The sequence below is a fragment of the Paenibacillus sp. Soil787 genome (genome assembly GCF_001429545.1).
GTDB lineage: Bacteria > Bacillota > Bacilli > Paenibacillales > NBRC-103111 > Paenibacillus_E.
On record NZ_LMSP01000046.1, the window covers coordinates 261,937 to 283,081 of the forward strand.

The following is a 21,145-nucleotide window of genomic DNA, read 5'->3' on the forward strand; positions in this document are numbered from 1 at the left end:
TACGTTGCTTAGCATCAACCTTGACAAAACGCCAGTCCCTGAGACCGGCGGAGTTATTTATCCTAGTTAGAAAGGAAATACCCCTATGTTAGTAGCCAATGCTGCCCCAACCGCTGTGTATATTCATATCCCTTTTTGCACAAACAAATGCCATTATTGCGATTTCAACTCTTATGTACTCAAAGGTCAGCCCGTTATGGAGTATCTAGATGCGCTTGAGCGCGAGATGGAACTTACGGTTAGGAATAATCCACCGATCAAGGTGGAGACGATTTTCGTGGGAGGGGGAACACCCACTGTTCTGCTTCCAGATCAAATGGAGCGGTTTCTGCGCATGGTTCGTACGTATTTTCCAGCAGATAGCACAGAAGTTGAGTTTTCCATGGAAGCAAACCCAGGAACGACGGACGAGGATAAGTTGGCCGTTATGAAAGAAGGCGGCGTTAACCGGATTAGTTTCGGTGTGCAATCTTTCAATAATGATTTGCTTGCTGCGATTGGGCGCATTCATAACACAGATGACGTGCATAGAAGCATCGCGAATGCCAAAAAGCTAGGTTTCGATAACCTCTCCATTGACTTGATGTTCGGACTACCCAAACAAACCGTGGAGATCATGCAGACTACTTTAGATGAGGCCTTATCTCTGGATCTGCAGCATTACTCCATCTATAGCCTAAAAGTAGAAGAGAATACGTTATTTCACACTTTGTTCAATAAAAATCAACTGCCTCTTCCGAGTGAAGATGAAGAAGTCGATATGTACGAACTCATCATGAAGAGGCTAGAAGCAGCGGGTTATAAGCAATATGAAATCAGCAACTTTGCTAAACCGGGTCGAGAGAGCAGACACAACTCGATGTACTGGCGCAATCGTTCCTACTATGGACTTGGTGCAGGGGCTCATGGATACATGAATGGCCAGCGTCATGTGAACGTGAAGGGAATTCAACCTTATATCGATGCTTCAAAGGTAGGCTTACCGATCATGGAACAATTTGAGGTAACGCGGCAGGAAGCTATGGAAGACTTCATGATGGTTGGATTACGATTGCTGGAAGGTGTGCGGAATGCGGATTTTATAGATCAATTCGGAACCACCATCGAATCACAATTCGGAGAAACCTTGAATGGCTGGCTGCGAAAACAGCTGCTTGAACAAACGTCAGATGGGTATCGATTGTCCAAACATGGTATCCTGCTTGGGAACGAAGTCTTTGCTTCATTCCTTGCCTAAGCGAATAACGTAGAGAGACCTGTTTTGATGAAAATTTGATGCAAAAAACTCTTGTGCAAATATACGGTTTATTGTATATTTATACAAGAATCCACAGGCGAATCAGCGGCAAAGCCGTAGTGGCGCTAGCGTGGGTTTTATGCATTTTTGTTGCGATTGGTGGGATGACAGTGAATCTATCAACTACAGTGTCCGTTAGAAAAGCTTCGATAAGTGATATTGAGAAGCTGCATGATATTATACAAGGCTATGCCAAGCAGGGGATTATGCTGCCGCGGAGCAAAGAGATGCTGGAGGAGCAGATTGACACTTTCGTTGTCGCTGAATCGGATGGCTTGCTGATTGGCTGCGGCTCCCTTACACGGCTTGGGCCTGATCTTGTTGAGATTCGCTCACTTGGGATGACCCAAGGCTACAAGGGACAAGGAATTGGCGGGAAACTTGTGAACTTCTTAGTTGAAGAGGCAAGGAGTCAAGGAATTATTAAAGTGATGGCACTCACGTATGAAGTCGCGTTTTTTCAAAAAAACGGCTTTACCCTCGTGCCAAAAGAGATTTTTCCGGAGAAGGTTTGGAAAGATTGTATGCATTGCAAAAAACAGTATTGCTGCGACGAAATCGCCGTACTTAAACGTTTGGATTGACTTGACAACAGACCTTAGGGTCTGTTATTTTTGTATTAGGATTTAGCACTCACTAAATACGAGTGCTAACGAAAGTGGCAAATAGTGATTTGTGAAGAGGAGGGGTGCCTTATGTTGACGGAACGTCAGCGCATGATTTTAAGTGCTATCATTGATGATTATGTTCGTTCAGCAGAGCCAATTGGTTCGCGAAGTATTTCGAAGCGGGGCAATGTCGGATTCAGTCCGGCGACGATCCGTAACGAGATGTCTGATCTCGAAGAAATGGGTTATTTGGAGCAGCCCCATACGTCCGCAGGTCGTATACCCTCGCACAAAGGTTATCGCTATTATGTCGATCATTTGCTTGGGCATGGTACCTTGCATAATAACGATTTGGTCTCCATGAAGGGTGCTTTTGCCGAACGCATTCAAGAGATGGAAGGTGTGATCCAGCATGTTGCGGGAATGCTCTCCAGTCTTACGAATTATACATCGATCGTGCTTGGTCCTGAGGTATTCAGTACAACGCTGAAACATCTACAGATTATCCCGCTTACAGAGACAACTGCCGTAGCCATTATTGTTATGAATACGGGTCATGTGGAGAATAAAACAGTTTCCATTCCTGAAGGCATACGGATGTCTGAGATCGAGAAGGTCGTTAATATTCTGAATGCAAAGCTTAAAAATGTACCGTTGATAGAGTTTAAATCCAGGCTTTATAATGAAATTTCGAGCGAGTTAAGCAAATATGTGAATGGGTATCAAGAGCTTCTTGCCGTTGTGGAAAGCGTGCTTCAAAGCAATGAGAAGGATCGCGTCTTCCTAAGCGGTATGACGAATATGTTGACCCAACCCGAATTCAAGGATGTTGACAAGGTCAAGAGCATTTTTGATCTATTGGAAGAAGCACCAACCCTTATCAAATTGTTTACTTCGGCAAATGAAGGCATTGAGATTAAAATTGGTGCTGAAAATAGTATTGAAGCTATCAATAATTGCAGCTTAATTACGGCCTCCTATTCGATCGGTGGTAAGCCTCTTGGAACGATAGGGATTCTGGGTCCAACCCGAATGGAATACGGCAGGGTCATTAGCTTAATGGAGCATTTGTCGAAGCATCTCGAAGTCGTTCTTGGGCGTTGGTATGGCAAATGAGCGGAATGAAAACAGTTCATAGCGAGGGTGAGGAACGTTACTCTACGCTGGTCAACAATGCTGCTGCTGTAAGAGCGATTTGTTCGGCCGTCGAGGGGACACTTGGACCCAAAGGGCTCGATACCATGTTGGTTGGCGGGCAGGGTGAAGTCATTATTACCAATGATGGTGTAACTATTTTGGAAAAAATGGACGTCACCCATCCCGCGGCCAGGTTGATGATTCAGGTCGCACGCAGCCAGCAGCGCCAAATCGGCGACGGTACAACGACGGCAACGGTTCTTGCCGGCGCATTGGTGCAAGAAGGCGTCGCTCAGGTGACGCGCGGCGTACCGGTTGCGAAGGTCGTCAGCGGCATGCTGCAAGGCATCGAGCTGGCGGTCAAAAGCTTACAGAGCCGAAGCCGCGCGATTGTCGGCTTAAGTGATAGCGCGCTGAAGCGCATTGCTATCACAGCCGGTAGGGAGCAAGCGGACATCGCAAAGCTCATTGTTCAGGCAGCCGAAGCGGTCGGCGAGGCGAAGCTTCGCGAAGACGGCTATCGCTTCGCGGACAGTGTGCTCGCCCACGAAGAGGCGAGCAGCGAGGTATGGACCGGCATTCTGCTGAATCAGAAGCCGATGAACCTGCATCTTGAGCACGAGCAGCGAGATGCTCGGATCCTCGTGCTGCATGATGCACTTGAGCCTGAAGCGGTCAGCGAGGAAGCGCTGGTCACCGAGGCAGGCTTCCAGCGTTACATGCAGCTGCGGGAGCAGTTCCGCAGCAGCTTAGGCTTGCTGCTGGAGCTTGGCGTCGGGCTGATCGCATCAGACCGCGGGGTTGACCCCGAGGCGGAGCAGTTCTGCTCCGACCATGGCATTCTCGTGCTGCAGCGGCTGTCCCGCAGGGACATGCAGCTGCTTAGCGAGCATACCGGCGCTAGGCCGGTGCGGCGCACGGCGCTGCGCAAGAGCGCGCCGGAGCTCGGCGCCGCCCTCGGGCACGCGGGCTATGCCGCGTACGACGAGCGGCTGGAGCGCGTGCGCGTAGCGCAAGGTCACGGGCATCAGCACGTGACGGTGATCGTCGGCGCCGCGACACGCGAAGCGGCGCACGAGCGCTCGCGCATCGCTAAGGACGCTGCTTCAGCCGTTCAAGCCGCCGTGCGCGGCGGGTACTTGCCCGGAGGAGGCGCCGCGGAGATGGCGGTCGCCCATGATCTCGAGCGCGTCCGCGAGACGATGAAGGGCATGGAAGGCTTCGGTGTTGCCGCTGTCGCAGGGGCGCTTCGCAAGCCGGTTGCCCAGATTGTCGTTAATGCGGGCTACAATCCGCTCGAGAAAGTTGAAGAGCTGAAAGCCGCGCAGATTGCGCTGGAAACCGACAGTCTCGGTATCGATTGCGATACCGGACAAGTAACTGACTTCTTAGAAGCCGGCATTGTGGATCCAGCTGATGTGAAAATTCACGCTCTGCAAGCGGCTGGAGAAGTCGCTGCCGCTGTGCTGCGTATTCATACGGTTATTAAGATGAAACAGCCTTTTGAAGAGGCCTAAAGATGGGCAAACTGACGTCAGAGAGATAATGATGTATTATTTTTAGGAGGTGAAGGACAATTGAGTACTGGAGATAACAAAACAGCCGAGCAAGACGTGAACACTACATACGCAGCCGATAACGAGCAAGCCGCTGAACAGCAAGAAGCGGTGAGCCAAGATTCGCAAGCGGAGGTTTCTGAAGAAACCAAAGAAGTTAGCGAACTGGAAACGGCGCGTATGCAAGCAGAAGAAAACTATCAGCGTTTATTACGCGTTCAAGCGGACTTCGACAACTTCCGCCGCCGCGCTAGAGCGGAGAAGGAAGACTTCGCGAAATACGCTTCGCTTAAATTGATTGAACAGCTTTTACCGATTGTAGATAACTTCGATCGCGCGCTGTCATCAAGCAAAGAGACGAAGGATTTCGACGCTTTGGTGAAAGGCTTGGATATGACGAACCGCGGCATCGATCAACTGCTAACAGCAGAAGGGCTTAAACCGATCGATTCCGTAGGCCAACCGTTCAATCCTGAATTCCACCAGGCGGTTATGCAGGTTGAATCCGAAGAGCACGAAGAAGGTATCGTGGTAGAAGAACTGCAAAAAGGCTATATTCTTAAGGATAAAGTCATCCGACCTGCGATGGTCAAAGTTAGCGTATAAGAGATCTTATTTTCCACAACATTCAAATAAACGAAATGTTCCATAGGAGCAAAAGGAGGCAGCTTTACATGAGTAAAGTAATTGGTATTGACTTAGGTACAACAAATTCTTGCGTTGCCGTAATGGAAGGCGGCGAAGCCGTCGTAATTCCTAACCCGGAGGGTAACCGTACAACCCCTTCCGTTGTTGGTTTCAAGAAAGATGGCGAGCGTGTTGTTGGTGAAACAGCAAAACGCCAAGCAATCACTAACCCAGACAAGACAATTAGTTCCATCAAGCGTCACATTGGTACTAACTACAAAGAACACATCGATGGCAAAGATTACACGCCGCAAGAAATCTCAGCTATTATTCTGCAAAAGCTGAAAGCTGATGCGGAAGCTTACCTTGGCCAAACAGTAACACAAGCGGTTATTACGGTTCCTGCTTATTTCAATGACAGCCAACGTCAAGCTACGAAAGATGCTGGTAAAATTGCAGGTCTTGAAGTTCTTCGTATCGTCAATGAACCAACTGCAGCAGCACTTGCTTACGGTTTGGAAAAAACAGAAGATCAAACGATTCTCGTTTATGACCTTGGGGGCGGTACATTTGACGTATCCATCCTTGAATTAGGCGATGGTTTCTTTGAAGTTAAAGCAACAAGCGGAGACAACAAGCTTGGCGGCGACGACTTCGACCAAGTTATCATCGATTACCTCGTTGCTGAATTCAAAAAAGAGCAAGGCATCGACCTTTCCAAAGATAAAGCAGCGGTACAACGTTTGAAAGATGCAGCTGAAAAAGCGAAAAAAGAGCTTTCCGGCGTTCTAACAACAACCGTTTCCCTGCCGTTCATTACTGTAGCTGACGGCGTTCCTCAGCATTTGGAGTTGAACCTAACTCGTGCGAAGTTCGAAGAGCTTACCGCTCATCTTGTTGAAAGAACTCTTGGACCAACTCGTCAAGCACTGCAGGATTCCGGTTTATCAACTAGCCAAATCGACAAAGTTGTTCTAGTTGGTGGATCCACACGTATTCCAGCGGTTGTTGATGCGATCAAAAAATTAACAGGTAAAGAGCCTCATAAAGGCGTAAACCCAGATGAAGTTGTTGCCCTTGGTGCAGCTGTTCAAGCAGGTGTATTAACAGGTGAAGTGAAAGACGTTGTTCTTCTTGACGTAACACCACTTTCCCTTGGTATCGAAACAGCTGGCGGTGTGTTCACGAAAATGATCGACCGCAACACAACGATTCCTACAACGAAATCACAAGTGTACTCCACTTATGCAGATAACCAAACTAGCGTTGAGATTCACGTGCTTCAAGGTGAGCGCTCGATGGCTAGCGGGAACAAAACACTAGGTCGTTTCATGCTTGGTGACATTCCTCCAGCTCCGCGCGGCGTTCCACAAATCGAAGTTAGCTTCGATATCGATGCGAACGGTATCGTTAACGTGTCTGCACTCGACAAAGGAACTGGCAAAAGCCAAAAAATCACGATCACTTCTTCAAGCGGCTTAAGCGATGCAGAAGTTGAACAAATGGTGAAAGATGCGGAAGCTCATGCTGAGGAAGACCGTATCCGTAAAGAGCTTGTAGAAGCTCGCAACGAAGCGGATCAACTTGTATACTCCGTTGACAAAACGATCAAAGATCTTGGCGATAAAGTTGACCAAGGCGAGATCGATAAAGCGAACGCTGCAAAAGAGAAAGTGACAGCTGCTCTAGCTGGCAACGAACTCGAAGCGATCAAAAAAGCAACTGAAGAGTTGACAGAGGTTATTCAACAACTTTCCGTTAAGCTGTATGAGCAAGCTGCTCAAGGGCAAGGCGCTGAAGGCAATGCTGGCGCTGGCGAAGCCCCTAAAGGCAGAGAAAATGTTGTCGACGCGGACTATGAAGTAGTTGACGAACAAAAAAAATAAACATATCCTAATTAAATATGAAGTTTAAAAAGTTGACTTTGATAACGATGTTTTTTCATGAAGTATCTCGGCATCGAATATTGAACGAAAATCGGGAAGTCCGGTACTCACGTAGGTTTGCCTACGCTCCGTTCCTCCTTCACCAATTTTCGTCCAATCTTCTCGGTTCTGAAAGCCAATTTTTAAACCTGTATTTTATTAATCAACGAATAGTCAAAGCCAGAGGAGTTTCTCCGTGGCTTTGACTTTCCGTTTGTAGTCTTGAACATGGGAGTGGAACAATGAGTAAACGTGATTATTATGAGGTGCTTGGGCTAGGCAAAGATGCATCGCAAGATGAAATCAAGAAGGCTTACCGTAAAATGGCTCGTCAGTATCATCCTGACGTGAACAAAGCCGCAGATGCGGAAGATAAATTCAAAGAAGCGAAAGATGCTTATGATGTTTTGAGCGATGATCAGAAAAAAGCCCAATATGATCGCTTTGGTCATGTAGATCCTAACCAAGGTATGGGCGGCCAAGACTTCAGCGGCGGCTTTGGGGATATTTTTGATATGTTCTTCGGCGGCGGCGGCGGTGGAAATCGTCGCAACCCGAATGCTCCGCAGCGCGGAAACGATTTGCAATACACGATGACGATTGAGTTCAAAGAAGCGATTTTCGGGAAAGAAACCGATATCCATATTCCTCGAACTGAAAATTGTGATACGTGTAACGGATCCGGTGCTAAGCCAGGTACGAAGCCGGAAACTTGCGGCGGTTGTCAGGGTACTGGGCAGCAGGAAGTGGTACAAAATACAGCGTTTGGCCGTATTGTTAACCGTCGTGTTTGTACGATATGTAATGGCCAAGGGAAAATCATCAAAGAAAAATGCGGAACGTGTCATGGCGCTGGCAAGGTGAAAAAACAGCGTACCATTCACATCAAGATTCCTGCTGGTGTTGATGATGGCGCACAACTGCGTGTATCCGGCGAAGGTGAAGGCGGAACTCGCGGAGGCCCTGCTGGCGACCTTTACGTCGTTATCCGTGTGAAAACACACGAATTCTTCGAACGTGAAGGCAATGACGTCTACTGTGAAGTTCCATTAACCTTCATGCAGGCGGCGTTAGGTGATGAGATCGAAATTCCAACGCTGACAGAGAAGGTTAAGCTCAAAATTCCTGCTGGTACGCAAACCGATACGTATTTCCGCTTAAAAGGTAAAGGGGTTCCTCACCTTCGCGGGTTCGGTCAAGGGGATCAGCACGTGAAAGTGATCGTGATGACGCCAACGAATTTGAGCGAAGAACAAAAGGATTTGCTCCGTCAATTCGGTAAACAAAGCGGCGAGAATACGCACGAGCAGAACCAATCTATTTTCGAGCGTATGAAAAGAGCGTTCTTAGGCGATTAAAGAGAGTTATAACTGGAATAATAACACTTCGTTTTTAGATATAGACTAAAGTTTGATTTTAGTCTAGCTCTATGAAACGGAGTGTTTTTTGTTTCGTTAGAAGGATATTTACAAAAAATTCATGTGAATTTAACACAAAACGCCAATTTACCCTATAGTCCCTTTACAAAAGACTTGTAAGCTTTAAATGAATAGAATTATTTTAATAGGGAGAGGTAGATTACATTGAAGAATCAATTTAAAACCCGCAAAATGCTAATGCCAGCTTTAGGACTTGCTCTTTTGGCTCCGAGTGTACTTCCGAATATGGCTTACGCTGCTAATGAAGTCAAAGTGAAATCAGTTGATTTCGTTGGAATGGCTGCACCTACTACCCCGCAAGATATGGCGAAAATGTACTCTGGCGCTTCTGTTCACGTTACATATACCGATGGTACGGTGAAATCTTTCCCTTTAACGTATAAAACACTGTTTAAAACAGATGAATCCATTAATGGCACAATTGCTGGCGTAGCTCAAGATAAGAACGGTAAAGCGATTATGGACACAAGTATCCCTAACAGCCCAACTCCGTTTGTCTCCGATGCACCGGATTCCAACTCTTTATTTAAAGTAGATGGCGCTAAGGCGACGGCGAAAGGCGGCAATCCACTCTCTTTAATTACTCACTATGAATATATAACCTTAAACAATGCGGGAAAATCAGCTTATGGTATGGTTCCTGCTTCTATGTCACTGACTACGATAGATCAAAATAAAACAACGGGTGAGCTCGCGGCTACAGATTTGAAAAAAGTGGATTTTAGTGGCGTAGACGGGTTATGGATTCCTTGTAACGGTTCCTTAACACCGTGGAATACACACTTAAGTAGTGAAGAATATGAAGCTGATGCACGTGCTTTTGAAGCAGATCCTACACAAACCTATGTAAATTCATTTGCTAGAGCGTTCTCCCAAGATGATAAAAAAGTAGGAAACCCCTATGCGAATGGTTATATTCCTGAAGTTACTGTCCTTGCAGATAACACAACTACGGTAGTAAAGCATTATAGTATGGGTCGTTTCTCACACGAGCTTGGCCGTGTTGCACCTGATATGAAAACCGTCTTCTTCGGCGATGATGGCGGGAATACAATGTTGTTCCTTTATGTCGCAGACAAAGCGAAAGATCTTTCAGCCGGAACACTTTATGCTGCCAAATGGATCCAAACGAGTGATGAGAATGGAGGAGCAGCGAACCTTCAATGGATTCCGCTCGGTCATGCAACAGATACTGAAGTAAAAAGTTATGTGGATAAAGGTTTGAAATTTAGCGATATTTTCGAAATAGCAGACAAAGATACAGCAGGATTTACAAAAATCAAATCGTATCCAAGCAGTAAAGTGGAATGGCTGAAAGTGAAGCCAGGTATGGAGAAGGCAGCTGCTTTCCTTGAGTCTCGCCGTTATGGAGCAGTAGTCGGAGCGACAGCTGAATTCAACAAAATGGAAGGCGTTGCAGTAAACGCCAAGGATAATAAGGTTTACGTAGCGATGTCATATGTAGAGAAATCCATGGAAAAAGATACGAAAGCCGCTGATCCTACAGACGATATCCAAGTCAAAAAGATCAAAGCAGGCGTAACTTATGAGCTTGATATGAAAGGTGGACAAATCGATCGCAGCAAGCAGCCAATAAACAGTGAATACGTTCCTTCTATGATGAAGGGTCTAATTGTTGGTCAAGACTTGGCAAAAGCCGATAGCAAAGGCAATACGGCAGCTGTGGACCTTGTTGCAAACCCTGATAACCTGTCCTACTCCGCAGAGCTAAGAACTTTGTTTATTGGCGAAGACAGCGGCATGCATGCGAATAACTTCACTTGGGCTTATAACGTAGATACGAAAAAGCTTTCTCGTATTCTTTCCATTCCAGCTGGTGGAGAAGCTACTGGGCTGCAAGTGGTAGATAACTTGAATGGCTTCAGCTACGTTATGAGCAATATGCAGCATCCCGGAGATGAAATGATTTTGCCGGAACCGCTGAAAGGCCAAGTTGATGCAGTAATTAATAAAACTTATGACAATAAGCGTGCTGGCAGCGTAGGCTACATTAGTGGAATCCCGACTTCAGGTCAAATGCTGGAGTGGATGTCTACGGATAAATCTCTATCTGCTCTCCGTGATACGGCTGAGGCTAACGGCGCTACGGTAAAATGGAATGAGACGGATCAAAGCGTAACAGTTACCAAAGGCAGTCATTCTCTGATGGTGAAAATTAATGATACTTCAGCTATAGTAGATGGTCAATCCGTTGAATTGCCTTACGCATCTCGTATTGAGAACGAAAAAACGATGATGTCTACATCAGTTCTGAACAGTTTCCTGAGTCGTTAATTTCAATAAATTCGGAAGAGATCATTGCGGTGCACTTCGCACCCATGGTCTCTTCATTTTATTAGGAGGAAAATTCAATCATGTCAATGAAAAAAACAGGTCTAATAGCTGCTCTATTAGCATTAATGGTGCAGGTCTCCCCGATACTTTCTTCTGCGCATGGCGGAGCTATGGGCGAGGAAAAGGGAGAAGGTTCTCTACAAGTAATGGTTGATGGCAGAATGGTGGAAGGAAGCGCAATGGTCAGCAGTGATATGTCCGAATTGATGCTTCCGCTGCGCAGCATTGGAGAAATTCTGGGGTCTGAAGTTCGATGGGATGCCGAGCATCAAGCCGTACTAATCAATAGTGCATTTTATCCTGAAAATAGTTCGAATCACATGGACCACTCGTCTCATCAAGATCATCAATCTATGGGTGAAATGGGCAATATGATGATGCAGCCAACGCCAATCGTACTTGATGGTGTACTATATCAAGCTGATATCGATCCAATCCGAATGAATGGCTCGCTGCTTGTTTCAGCCGATACCATTGAGAAAGCCTTTCATGTTCAAGTCAAATGGAATAAGGCGCTTAATAAGGTGCAGATCGTTTCTTCTGCGACGTCACAGTTTGAAAAAGAACAAGAGCAAGTAGATAATGCTTTTCATGGGGTTGGTATGGTACCCGTAATTGCAGCAGACGGTGCGAAGGAATTTCATTTGACGGCTGAAATCGGTCCTTGGTCGCCAGTCAAAGGGGTTGTCACGAACGCTTGGATGTTTAATGGACAAGCACCTGGTCCCGTAATACGAGTTACAGAAGGCGATCATGTTCGAATTAAGCTGGACAACAAACTACCTGAGCCGACGGCTATACACTGGCATGGTCTACATCTGCCAAATGGGATGGATGGTGTACCAGGCTTAACGCAGGATAACGTACAAGTAGGAAGTAACTATACATATGATTTCATAGCAAGTCATCCAGGGACTTTCATGTACCATTCCCACTATGATGATATGAAGCAGATAGGGAACGGTCTTTATGGCGCATTTATTATTGACCCTAAGATTACCTCATCGGAAACCAAATATGACCATGATTATATGATGATGATTAGCGGCTTCCATGTTAACACTTCGGATGAGGAAGATCAGGATTATTACACGATCAATGGTCGAAGTTATCCCGATACACCGCCAATTGTGGTGAAAAAAGGAGAAACAGTCCGTATCCGCATGGCTAATATTGATACCATGGAGGTCCATACGATGCATCTTCATGGCATGGATTTTAAAGTGATTGCCAAGGATGGTCATCCTGTTAAGGAGCCGCAAACGATGAATACAGTGCTGATTGGCCCTGGTGAGACCTATGATATCGCATTGACTGCCGATACAATAGGTAATTGGATGTTTCATTGCCATATTTTGGACCACACAATGAATGCCGGTGAGATGGCGAATGGTGAAATGGGTGGTTTAATTACAATTTTGAAAGTGACGGAGTAACAGTTAAGTCTTTCTTTGCATAAAAATGAATCTCTTTGGGATAATAAAATTGGTTTACTTATTCCGATTCAGGGAGGTTCAGACATGAGCGAGAACAACAAGCGGAAGCAGCAAGGTGCCAACCAGCTTCCTGTCGTCAAAAATGAAGATGTTGAATTCGCGGCAGAAGTTGCTGACGAGGATGATTTCGAGGCGGCTGAGAGAGCGCAATCGGCGGATTACAGACAGGAAGAACAGTAATGGCTGAGAAAAATATTCTCGCCTATTTTCATTCACCGGAGCAAGCAGAGGGAGCAGCTTCCAAGCTGAAAGCACTGCGTGCGATTGATGTTCAGGTAGATCGATTTGGCAAATATGCAGGCAGCGGATACCAATCCGTGATGAATCCTTATGCGGGCGATTTCGGCAGCTTGGGGAGGTTAACCCAGGCCTCGGATGTGTCTACGCCGGATGAAGGGATCTTGATTGCAGCTGACCCAGCGGCAAGCGGTTTGAGCGACGGCGGAGGCGGCGGTGTAACGGGAATTGACACTGTGTTAGCTGTTGTCATCGACGATTCTGTCTATGAGCAGGCTGTACGTGTTATTCAAAGTGCTGGCGGAACTATGTAAGCTTAAAAAAGCATCTCGTACTATGTGCTAAGCCACATTATACGGGATGCTTTTTGTTAGGATAGATTCATTATGCATCCTCACAACCGGTAGGCTGCATTTTAGAGTTGCTTTGCAGCTTTTTGCCCCATTTTACCCAAGAAGCGAAGTGTAGTACAATAAGCAATGTGAAAATAGCCCAAATAGCCGATTAGGGCTTGGTTTATTTGTAAGTGATAACCGACAGGAGGAGCAATACCGATGCTTTGGCAAGAATTAACTGTACATACGACAGAAGAAGCAATAGAAATGATTACGAACTTTGTTCATGAACTGGGCGCCGGAGGCGTTTCCATTGAAGAATCAGGGACCTTAAACAAAGAGAGAGACACCTCATTTGGTCAATTGTACGAAACACCTTTTAACGATATCCCAGAGGGAAGAGCCGTCATTAAAGGTTACTTCTACCATGGCACTGATATGGAGCCCATAATGGCTAACCTGATGGAATCTGTCGAGCAGCTTAAAGAGTTCGATATCGATACTGGAAATCCAACCTTTGAATTAATAGAAGTAGACGATGAGGATTGGGCGCATGCTTGGAAGCAGTATTTTAAACCTATTCGCGTGTCTGACCGTTTGACGATTAAACCAACATGGGAAGAGTATACAGCTTCGCCTGATGAATTGATCTTGGAGCTTGATCCCGGGATGGCTTTCGGTACCGGTACGCATGCGACAACGTCTCTTTGTTTGAAAACATTGGAGAAAGTACTACAGCCAGGTGACGACGTCATTGATGTGGGAACGGGATCCGGTATTCTCTCTATTGCAGCTGCGAAGCTAGGTGCGAAGCATGTGCTGGCTGTTGACTTGGATCCGGTAGCTGTGACGAGTGCGCTTGATAATACCAAACAGAATCAGCTCGAAGATAAGATTACCGTTAAACTTAGCGACTTGCTCGGCGTATTGAAAGAAAGTGAGACCGAAGGCGCTGCGCAGCTGGGTGTCACAATTCCAGTGCAACTGGTTGTTGCGAATATTTTGGCAGAAGTCATTGTACTGTTCGTAGATGATGTGTATGAAGTCTTGCAGCAAGGTGGTTATTATATTACCTCGGGGATTATTACAAACAAAGAAGCTGATGTCGAAAAAGCACTAATTGCAGCCAAATTTACGATCGTAGAGAAAAACTATGATTCGAATTGGGTCGTGATTGTAGCTAGAAAGCTGTAGGTGTCCATACATGGGAGGATTATTGTTTTATGACTGGAGTACATTACCGTTTATTATTCTAGTCCTTGTTCTTTCTTTTACCATTCATGAATTTGCACATGCGTATAGCGCCTATAAATTAGGAGATTCTACGGCTTATCAGTTCGGCAGAGTTTCCTTAAATCCGATGGTTCATCTGGATCTTTTCGGTACGATTATGCTCTTGATTGCTGGTTTTGGTTGGGCGAAGCCTGTACCTGTGAACCGCGGCAATTTCAAGAATCCTCGCTTGATGGGGATTATCGTGACGGCAGCAGGTCCCCTCAGCAACTTGATTCTTGCCTTTATCAGTTTCTTTATTTTTGCTTTATTTCAGAAATATGGCTGGTTAAACGGGATGTCCAAAGGGAGCGCCAGCGCGATCCTCATCTTTTTGCAATTAATGATCCAAACAAATCTAACACTGTTCCTATTCAATTTAATTCCGATTCCGCCATTAGATGGTTACCGCATTATCCAAGATCTTGTGGACCTTAGATACACGGAGTCGCTTCAGAAGTTTGAACAATGGGCTTCGGTTATTTTTCTGTTAGTTGTATTTGTAAGACCATTACGACAAGTGACCTTGGACCCTTACTTAAATTTAAGTGGAGACATCATTCGAATGTTCTCAACCACGATTGGCTGGATCTTGGGGATATAACGATTCCAAATTCAACCCATTGTAGATTTCCATGCCTAAAAAAGGTATGATGGTGAGTGGAAGTTTCACTTCAATATTGAAATGAACGAAGATAGAGAGGCTTAGACTATGCAGCGTTATTTTCTCCCGCTTGAGCAGTTTCACGAAGCTACACATACAGTTACCATAGAGGGAGACGACGCACATCATCTGATTCGAGTCATGCGAGCAGATATTGGAGACAAGATAATTTGCAGTAATGGCGTAGACCGTGAAGTGCTCGCTCGTATTTCGGAGCTGGATAAAGGGCATGCGACCGCGGAAATCGTGGAAGAGCTGCCTATGGATGCTGAAGCGGCTGTTCAGGTGTGGATTGCACAGAGCTTGCCCAAAGGCGATAAGATGGAGCTTATTATTCAAAAAGGGACCGAGATCGGGGCAGCCCGGTTTCTTCCTTTTTTATCAGAACGCACGATTGTGCAGTACGATGCAAAGAAAGAAGCTAAGCGCACCGAACGTTGGCAGAAGATTGCTAAGGAAGCGGCGGAGCAAGCTCACCGAAATCGTGTGCCGCAGGTGGATTCCGTTTATTCTTGGAAGCAGCTGCTGCAGCGTGCGAAGGAAGCGGATGTCGCTTGGATTTGCTATGAGAAGGAAGATGGTCAGCAATTAAAGCCTGCGATTCAGGAAGCGCAAGCTGCCGGTAAATTGGGATTAGGGAAACAAGTGCTGATTGCGGTAGGCCCTGAAGGCGGTTTTACGGAACAGGAAATTAAGCAGGCTGAAGAGGCTGGCTTCGCTTCCGTGTCGCTGGGTGCACGCATTTTACGCACGGAGACTGCCGCAATGGTAGGTCTTACGTGTCTTTTCTATGAAACCGGAGAGATGGGAGGATAAGCGTTATGGCAACAGTAGCGTTTCATACATTAGGTTGTAAAGTAAATTTCTATGATACAGAAGCCATTTGGCAGCTTTTCAAAAATGAGGGTTATGATCAGGTTGATTTCGAGCAGACGGCGGATGTGTATGTCATTAATACATGTACGGTTACAAATACAGGGGACAAAAAGAGCCGCCAAATGATCCGCCGGGCGATTCGTCGTAACCCAGAAGCCATTGTTGCTGTAACTGGATGTTACGCACAAACTTCACCAGCGGAAATTATGGCCATTCCAGGTGTGGATATGGTGATCGGGACACAAGATCGGGAGAAAATCATTCCGCTTGTGAAACAATTTGAGCAAGATCGTCAGCCGATCAATGCTGTGCGCAACATTATGAAAACACGTCAGTTCGAAGAACTGGATGTGCCAGATTTTGCCGATCGGACAAGAGCTTTTCTTAAAATTCAAGAAGGCTGCAATAACTTCTGCACTTTCTGCATTATTCCGTGGTCACGCGGTTTGATGCGCAGTCGTGAACCGCAAAGCGTTATAGCGCAAGCTGAGCAGCTTGTAGCTGCGGGTTATCAAGAAATCGTACTGACGGGTATTCACACTGGTGGATATGGCGAAGATATTGAGGACTATAGTCTAGCGAAGCTGCTTTGGGATTTGGACAAGGTCGAAGGCTTGAAACGGATTCGTATCTCCTCGATTGAAGCCAGCCAAATTACAGATGAAGTGATCGAAGTTCTGAAGTCCTCGGACAAAATGTGCCGTCATCTGCATATCCCGCTGCAAGCTGGCGATGATCAAGTTCTTGCTCGGATGCGCAGAAAATATACAACAGCGGAATTCGCTCGTAAGATTGAACGTCTTCATGAAATCATGCCGGATGTCGCGATTACGACGGACGTAATTGTTGGTTTCCCAGGTGAAACCGAGGAAATGTTCCGCGACGGCTACAAGTTTATGGAGCAAATGAAGTTCTCTGAAATGCACGTTTTCCCTTATTCCAAACGGACAGGAACTCCTGCTGCGCGGATGGAAGATCAAGTGGATGAGGAAATCAAAAATGCCCGCGTACATGAGCTCATTGATCTTTCCGAGAAAATGCAGCTTGCTTATGCACAAAAATTTGTTGGCGAAGTTCTTGAAGTCATTCCAGAACGTGCCTACAAAGGCGCTCCAGACAGCGGATTGTACATGGGTTATTCCGATAACTATGTACAGCTTGTGTTCCAAGGCTCTGAAGACATGATCGGCCAAGTTTGCCGCGTTAAGGTAACGGAAGCCGGCGTGAATGAAAGCAAGGGACAGCTGGTTCGTGTTCTGGAAACGGCTAATGTTGTGAATTTGTAATGAATTTTCTTAAGGCTATAAAACCTACCTCTACACGTAGTCGCTCATCTTAGAATGACTACGCTAGAGGTTTTCTCATTAAAGGGTTTAAATAGGGAAGGTTACAAAAATAAAAAGATGAGGTGCATCAAATGAGTACATTGAGCGGGAAAGAAATTGCTAAATACATTGATCACACGCTATTAAAACCAGATGCGAGCACAGCCGCGATCCACAAATTGTGTGAAGAAGCTGCAAAGCACCAGTTTTTTAGTGTTTGTGTAAATTCTCAGTTTGTTGGAACGGCAAGTAAAGCACTAGAAGGAACAGGAGTAAAAGTTGCTGCAGTTGTTGGCTTCCCTCTTGGCGCTAGCTTAAGCGAAGTGAAAGCATTTGAAGCGGCTAAGGCTGTAGACAATGGGGCTGCTGAAATTGATACTGTCCTGCCGATTGGCTTATTGCTTGAAGGGCAGTATGACGCTGTTCGTTCTGACATTAAACAAGTTGTGGACGCTGTAAAGGGCAAAGCGATTGTTAAAGTAATTATGGAAACAGGTTTCCTAAATGATGAGCAAAAATCCGCAGCTTGCCGACTTTCTGAAGAAGCAGGCGCTCACTTCGTTAAAACATCTACTGGCTTTGGTCCGGGAGGGGCTACGGTGGAAGACGTTCGTTTAATGCGTCAAAACGTATCCGAAACGATTGGTGTGAAAGCGTCGGGCGGCGTTAGAGACTTGCAAACTGCGATTGCTATGATTGAAGCAGGGGCAACCAGATTAGGGACTAGCTCAGGTGTTGCTATTGTGAACGGAACTCAAGACGCTTCCACATATTAAGATAGCATAACGGTAAGGCGAGCAGGGAACAAACGATATTGAATATCGTTTGGGAACGAGCAATTTGCTCGGAAGCATCGTTCGCAAGAAGAGCTGAAAGGCTCACGAGCTGATAAATGAAGGGATAGAAAAGGATAGCTCCTCCGATATTGAGGAGGATATGCGACCAGGCGACGTATCGCCCGGCGCGGGAACTGCTCATCCCGGCGATGAGTGCGGTCACACAGGTGCCGACATTGGCACCAATGGTTATCGCTACGCCTAGCTCGACGGGAATGCCTTGCACGGCTGCGAGGCCCATCGCCATCGCAATGACAGCTGCGCTGCTGTGTACAAGCGCCGTGACCGCGGCGCCGGCGATAACGCCCCACAGCAGACTGTGCTGCGCCTGAAGTACGAACCAGGCGAAGAGACCTCGGGACTGCAAAGCTGGCCCGATGGTTTGCATGATCTCGATGCCGAGCAGCACGAGAGAGAAGCCGCTGACCGCAAGCGAGCCGTAGCGGACGCTGCGCAGCCAGCTGTGCCCGCCGCTGGTGGCGGGCGTGCCGGTCGCCTCCAGTGGCTGCGCGGCGGTTGCAGCGGGGGCCCTGCCTTGCGACAGCGGCCCGGCAAACCAGCTCGCCAGCCAGACGGCGGCGCTCGCGAGCAGCATCGGCACGCCGATGCCTCCGAGGCTGAGCCCGATCAGCTCGGTGGTGAGGCACGTGCCGATGTTCGTCCCGAGAATGACGCCGAGTGTTCTCGGGAAGGTCAGTACGCCAGCGCCTACGAGGCCGATGGCGATTACGGTAATGGCGGTGCTGCTTTGGAGCGCCGCTGTAAGTACAGTGCCGGTGGCGAGGCCGCGTACCGGCGTGCGGGTAAACCGCTCCAGCCAGAGCTGGAGGCGGGGGCCTGCCCACCGCTGAAGCGCGGTTTCCATCAGCTTCATCCCGAACAGAAATAGAGCTAAGCCTGTCAATACAGGCAGTACGATCGTAGTTATCATTGCAGATGATCTCCTTCGCGAGCTTGCTAATCATTTTTCAACCAATATATGTGACCGTACAGACAAGCATGACAAGCAAGCTGATGAGAGTGAACGGTTTCACACAAAGGACGGCTAAAAGCATAATGACAGCAATATTTTTACATAAGAAACGCAAACCTCGTTTGGAGCAAGGACACCCATGGGTATACAAAAGTGAAATCGAGCGTGTAGATGGCGAGATCGAACCAGGACAATTAGTTCCTGTTCAAACTCATCTCGGCCAATACCTAGCAACGGGATATTATAACGAGGCTTCCCAAATTACGGTCCGAATCGTATCCTATAAACCGCTTGAAGCAATGACAACGGAATTTTTCGTTGAGCGGTTTGCACGCTGTTTACAGCATCGCAAGCGCTTTGTGAAAGATGCGCAATCTTTTCGCTTGGTTTATGGTGAAGCCGACTTTTTACCGGGGCTCATTGTAGATAAATTTGAGGATACGCTGGTTGTTCAAATTCTCACGATGGGAATGGACCGCTGCAGAGAACAAATTGTTGCTGCATTGGTTCAGGTTATGAAGCCAACTGGCATATTTGAACGCAGTGATGTTTCGATTCGTGAGCTAGAAGGGTTGAAACAGACCAAGGGCTTACTGTATGGCGAGTGTCCCAAGCATGTTGATATTTTGGAAAATGGCCTGCGCATTCGCGTTGACATTGAAGAAGGTCAGAAAACCGGTTATTTCTTTGACCAAAGAGAGAATCGCGCAGCCATCGCTCCGCTAATGACAGGATGGGGCTATCGCAGCGGAATTGAATTGAAAGAAGTTGAGGAGGATGGCGTGAGCCAGACACTCCCAGTAAATGCGAACGGCAAAGTCGTTTCCTTTCCATATTGGGATGGCGCGTCTGTGCTGGAATGTTTCTCCCATACTGGCAGCTTCACGTTAAATGCCTGTAAATTCGGTGCGAAAAAAGTAACCTGCCTCGATATTTCGGAGCATGCGATTGAAAGTGCGCGGACGAACGTTGCATTGAACGGTTTTGAAGAACGCGTAGAGTTTGTGGTCGCAGATGCTTTCGAATACTTGCGTACACAAGTCAAAGGCTTGGATGAGCGGAAGGTTCGTGCGAGTGCTGGCAGTGGTAAAGCTAAAGTGGATACGTCGAAGCCGGTTGCAGAAGGTGGACGGACTTGGGATGTGGTCATCCTTGACCCTCCTGCTTTCGCAAAAACGAAGAGTGCCGTCGAAGGTGCCTGCCGCGGATACAAGGATATTAACTTGCACGGTATGAAGCTTGTGAACGAAGGCGGCTACTTAGTAACAGCGAGTTGTTCCTATCACATGCACCCTGAGTTGTTCCTAGAAACTATTCATGCAGCTGCGACTGATGCAGGTAAAATTCTGCGATTAATAGAGTTCCGTGAAGCAGGTATGGATCATCCTCGCATCCTCGGTGTAGATGAGGGACATTACTTGAAGTTTGCTATCTTTGAGGTACGGAGTAAGTAATGTAATGAGATGAAAAAGTATGTCGTTGGAAAGGGCTATCCAAAAAGTAGGTTGAAAATCTACTTGAGGATGGCCCTTTTAAGGTTTTTGACCTTATGGACACGCAATTCGATATTCAGAACGAAATTCATACTTCCAGGCTGTCAAATCCCTACTTCTATTGGATTAAACCAATAAAAGTAGCATTCGTGCTTCGAAATTCATAATGTGGGAGTTGAAAATTCTCAATATGACTTTTGGAACGGATAGCCACATTAATCTATCAACAACTGATCTTACTTCGTTCGAGTCCACTTCAATCATCAAATGGCAAAGGAGCTAACAACAAATGAATACTTTAAAGCAACCTCACAAGGGGTTAGGTCGGAATGTGATTAGTACTCTTGACATCGTTGATATTCTAACATTTCATTAATTTTGGCGACTCATTTCTTTGTTCGTAAGCTGCAGCGTGATTTATGAAGAAGGACAGTAGGGGGTACCTAATCGAAATTCAACCCGTACCCGACATCACCAGGTTTTTGCGGAACGTAGATGTCTTATATTGCTCAAAAACCAGTATTTCACGTTTTCGCGGAACGAGGATCCTCTATTTCCCGCATTCTGGCGTAAAAACCGGTAAAACGCCAAAATAGTTATAATGAACGAAACCGACTGCCACTTTGCGTAACGTAGATTAATTTTGTGAAGAATGGATGTATCAAGAAAACAACCCAATCTTTCAAAATCAGAG

The 21,145-nt window shown here is 46.6% G+C and carries 18 protein-coding genes; 17 read left to right on the top strand and 1 reads right to left on the bottom strand.

All coding sequences use genetic code 11. The annotated features are described in order from the left end of the window. Positions 1 to 85 precede the first annotated feature (85 nt). The 16 genes from hemW to deoC all read left to right on the top strand — a co-directional run bounded on the left by hemW (position 86) and on the right by deoC (position 17,925). A complete protein-coding gene (gene hemW / locus ASG93_RS31210) occupies positions 86 to 1,237 on the top strand; it encodes a radical SAM family heme chaperone HemW (protein WP_056838632.1) in 1,152 nt (383 codons plus the stop codon). Between the two features lie 164 nt (positions 1,238 to 1,401). Further along, entirely contained in the window at positions 1,402 to 1,881 is a 480-nt protein-coding gene (locus ASG93_RS31215; RefSeq protein WP_056838688.1) for an N-acetyltransferase, read from the top strand. A 111-nt stretch (positions 1,882 to 1,992) separates the two neighbouring features. Next, positions 1,993 to 3,021: a heat-inducible transcriptional repressor HrcA gene (hrcA, locus tag ASG93_RS31220; RefSeq protein WP_056838634.1), complete on the top strand. Its 1,029-nt coding sequence runs from the start codon at positions 1,993 to 1,995 to the stop codon at positions 3,019 to 3,021. Next, positions 3,018 to 4,559 carry a TCP-1/cpn60 chaperonin family protein gene (locus ASG93_RS31225; protein ID WP_056838636.1) on the top strand — a complete coding sequence of 514 codons (1,542 nt, stop codon included), beginning with the start codon at positions 3,018 to 3,020 and terminating at the stop codon, positions 4,557 to 4,559. The genes hrcA and ASG93_RS31225 overlap by 4 nt, the downstream gene beginning before the upstream one ends. Before the next feature lie 60 nt (positions 4,560 to 4,619). After that, complete coding sequence (gene grpE, locus ASG93_RS31230; protein ID WP_056838638.1) at positions 4,620 to 5,204, top strand: nucleotide exchange factor GrpE; 585 nt, start codon at positions 4,620 to 4,622, stop codon at positions 5,202 to 5,204. 68 nt (positions 5,205 to 5,272) lie between these two features. After that, positions 5,273 to 7,111: a molecular chaperone DnaK gene (dnaK, locus tag ASG93_RS31235; RefSeq protein WP_056838640.1), complete on the top strand. Its 1,839-nt coding sequence runs from the start codon at positions 5,273 to 5,275 to the stop codon at positions 7,109 to 7,111. Between the two features lie 281 nt (positions 7,112 to 7,392). Next, positions 7,393 to 8,508 carry a molecular chaperone DnaJ gene (gene dnaJ, locus ASG93_RS31240; protein ID WP_056838642.1) on the top strand — a complete coding sequence of 372 codons (1,116 nt, stop codon included), beginning with the start codon at positions 7,393 to 7,395 and terminating at the stop codon, positions 8,506 to 8,508. A 225-nt stretch (positions 8,509 to 8,733) separates the two neighbouring features. After that, complete coding sequence (locus ASG93_RS31245) at positions 8,734 to 10,884, top strand: alkaline phosphatase PhoX (protein ID WP_235551026.1); 2,151 nt, start codon at positions 8,734 to 8,736, stop codon at positions 10,882 to 10,884. Positions 10,885 to 10,964: 80 nt separating this feature from the next. Next, on the top strand, positions 10,965 to 12,380 hold the full coding sequence (locus tag ASG93_RS31250) for a multicopper oxidase domain-containing protein (protein WP_056838644.1): 1,416 nt from the start codon (positions 10,965 to 10,967) through the stop codon (positions 12,378 to 12,380). Positions 12,381 to 12,464: 84 nt separating this feature from the next. Then, a complete protein-coding gene (locus ASG93_RS34660; RefSeq protein ID WP_082615203.1) occupies positions 12,465 to 12,620 on the top strand; it encodes a YfhD family protein in 156 nt (51 codons plus the stop codon). Beyond that, positions 12,620 to 12,991 carry a hypothetical protein gene (locus ASG93_RS31255; protein ID WP_056838646.1) on the top strand — a complete coding sequence of 124 codons (372 nt, stop codon included), beginning with the start codon at positions 12,620 to 12,622 and terminating at the stop codon, positions 12,989 to 12,991. The genes ASG93_RS34660 and ASG93_RS31255 overlap by 1 nt, the downstream gene beginning before the upstream one ends. 240 nt (positions 12,992 to 13,231) lie before the next feature. Then, positions 13,232 to 14,206, top strand: coding sequence for a 50S ribosomal protein L11 methyltransferase (gene prmA, locus ASG93_RS31260; protein ID WP_056838649.1), 975 nt, complete (start codon positions 13,232 to 13,234; stop codon positions 14,204 to 14,206). 10 nt (positions 14,207 to 14,216) lie between these two features. Next, positions 14,217 to 14,888: a site-2 protease family protein gene (locus tag ASG93_RS31265; protein WP_056838650.1), complete on the top strand. Its 672-nt coding sequence runs from the start codon at positions 14,217 to 14,219 to the stop codon at positions 14,886 to 14,888. Between the two features lie 108 nt (positions 14,889 to 14,996). Then, positions 14,997 to 15,764, top strand: a complete 768-nt coding sequence (locus tag ASG93_RS31270) for a 16S rRNA (uracil(1498)-N(3))-methyltransferase (protein WP_056838652.1) — start codon at positions 14,997 to 14,999, stop codon at positions 15,762 to 15,764. Positions 15,765 to 15,769: 5 nt separating this feature from the next. Then, entirely contained in the window at positions 15,770 to 17,110 is a 1,341-nt protein-coding gene (mtaB, locus tag ASG93_RS31275; RefSeq protein ID WP_056838655.1) for a tRNA (N(6)-L-threonylcarbamoyladenosine(37)-C(2))-methylthiotransferase MtaB, read from the top strand. Between the two features lie 131 nt (positions 17,111 to 17,241). Continuing rightward, the gene (gene deoC / locus ASG93_RS31280) at positions 17,242 to 17,925 is read left to right on the top strand and encodes a deoxyribose-phosphate aldolase (protein ID WP_056838656.1); all 684 of its coding nucleotides are present in this window, start codon (positions 17,242 to 17,244) and stop codon (positions 17,923 to 17,925) included. Here deoC and ASG93_RS31285 read toward each other — a convergent pair. Then, positions 17,888 to 18,916 carry a Na/Pi cotransporter family protein gene (locus ASG93_RS31285; protein ID WP_056838658.1) on the bottom strand — a complete coding sequence of 343 codons (1,029 nt, stop codon included), beginning with the start codon at positions 18,914 to 18,916 and terminating at the stop codon, positions 17,888 to 17,890. The two genes, deoC and ASG93_RS31285, sit on opposite strands and share 38 nt — an antisense overlap. A gap of 125 nt (positions 18,917 to 19,041) precedes the next feature. On the opposite strand from ASG93_RS31285, the gene ASG93_RS31290 reads away from it, so the two are divergent. Then, the gene (locus ASG93_RS31290; RefSeq protein WP_056838692.1) at positions 19,042 to 20,412 is read left to right on the top strand and encodes a class I SAM-dependent rRNA methyltransferase; all 1,371 of its coding nucleotides are present in this window, start codon (positions 19,042 to 19,044) and stop codon (positions 20,410 to 20,412) included. Positions 20,413 to 21,145: the final 733 nt, after the last annotated feature.

Bases quoted from the DNA above. Each gene is read 5' to 3' on its own strand.
- dnaJ (WP_056838642.1), top strand. From the start codon at position 7,393: ATGAGTAAACGTGATTATTATGAGGTGCTTGGGCTAGGCAAAGATGCA.
- ASG93_RS31225 (WP_056838636.1), top strand. From the start codon at position 3,018: ATGAGCGGAATGAAAACAGTTCATAGCGAGGGTGAGGAACGTTACTCT.
- ASG93_RS31265 (WP_056838650.1), top strand. From the start codon at position 14,217: ATGGGAGGATTATTGTTTTATGACTGGAGTACATTACCGTTTATTATT.
- ASG93_RS31250 (WP_056838644.1), top strand. From the start codon at position 10,965: ATGTCAATGAAAAAAACAGGTCTAATAGCTGCTCTATTAGCATTAATG.
- hemW (WP_056838632.1), top strand. From the start codon at position 86: ATGTTAGTAGCCAATGCTGCCCCAACCGCTGTGTATATTCATATCCCT.
- ASG93_RS31255 (WP_056838646.1), top strand. From the start codon at position 12,620: ATGGCTGAGAAAAATATTCTCGCCTATTTTCATTCACCGGAGCAAGCA.
- ASG93_RS34660 (WP_082615203.1), top strand. From the start codon at position 12,465: ATGAGCGAGAACAACAAGCGGAAGCAGCAAGGTGCCAACCAGCTTCCT.
- hrcA (WP_056838634.1), top strand. From the start codon at position 1,993: ATGTTGACGGAACGTCAGCGCATGATTTTAAGTGCTATCATTGATGAT.
- prmA (WP_056838649.1), top strand. From the start codon at position 13,232: ATGCTTTGGCAAGAATTAACTGTACATACGACAGAAGAAGCAATAGAA.
- ASG93_RS31285 (WP_056838658.1), bottom strand. From the start codon at position 18,916: ATGATAACTACGATCGTACTGCCTGTATTGACAGGCTTAGCTCTATTT.
- ASG93_RS31290 (WP_056838692.1), top strand. From the start codon at position 19,042: ATGACAGCAATATTTTTACATAAGAAACGCAAACCTCGTTTGGAGCAA.
- dnaK (WP_056838640.1), top strand. From the start codon at position 5,273: ATGAGTAAAGTAATTGGTATTGACTTAGGTACAACAAATTCTTGCGTT.
- mtaB (WP_056838655.1), top strand. From the start codon at position 15,770: ATGGCAACAGTAGCGTTTCATACATTAGGTTGTAAAGTAAATTTCTAT.
- deoC (WP_056838656.1), top strand. From the start codon at position 17,242: ATGAGTACATTGAGCGGGAAAGAAATTGCTAAATACATTGATCACACG.
- ASG93_RS31270 (WP_056838652.1), top strand. From the start codon at position 14,997: ATGCAGCGTTATTTTCTCCCGCTTGAGCAGTTTCACGAAGCTACACAT.
- ASG93_RS31215 (WP_056838688.1), top strand. From the start codon at position 1,402: ATGACAGTGAATCTATCAACTACAGTGTCCGTTAGAAAAGCTTCGATA.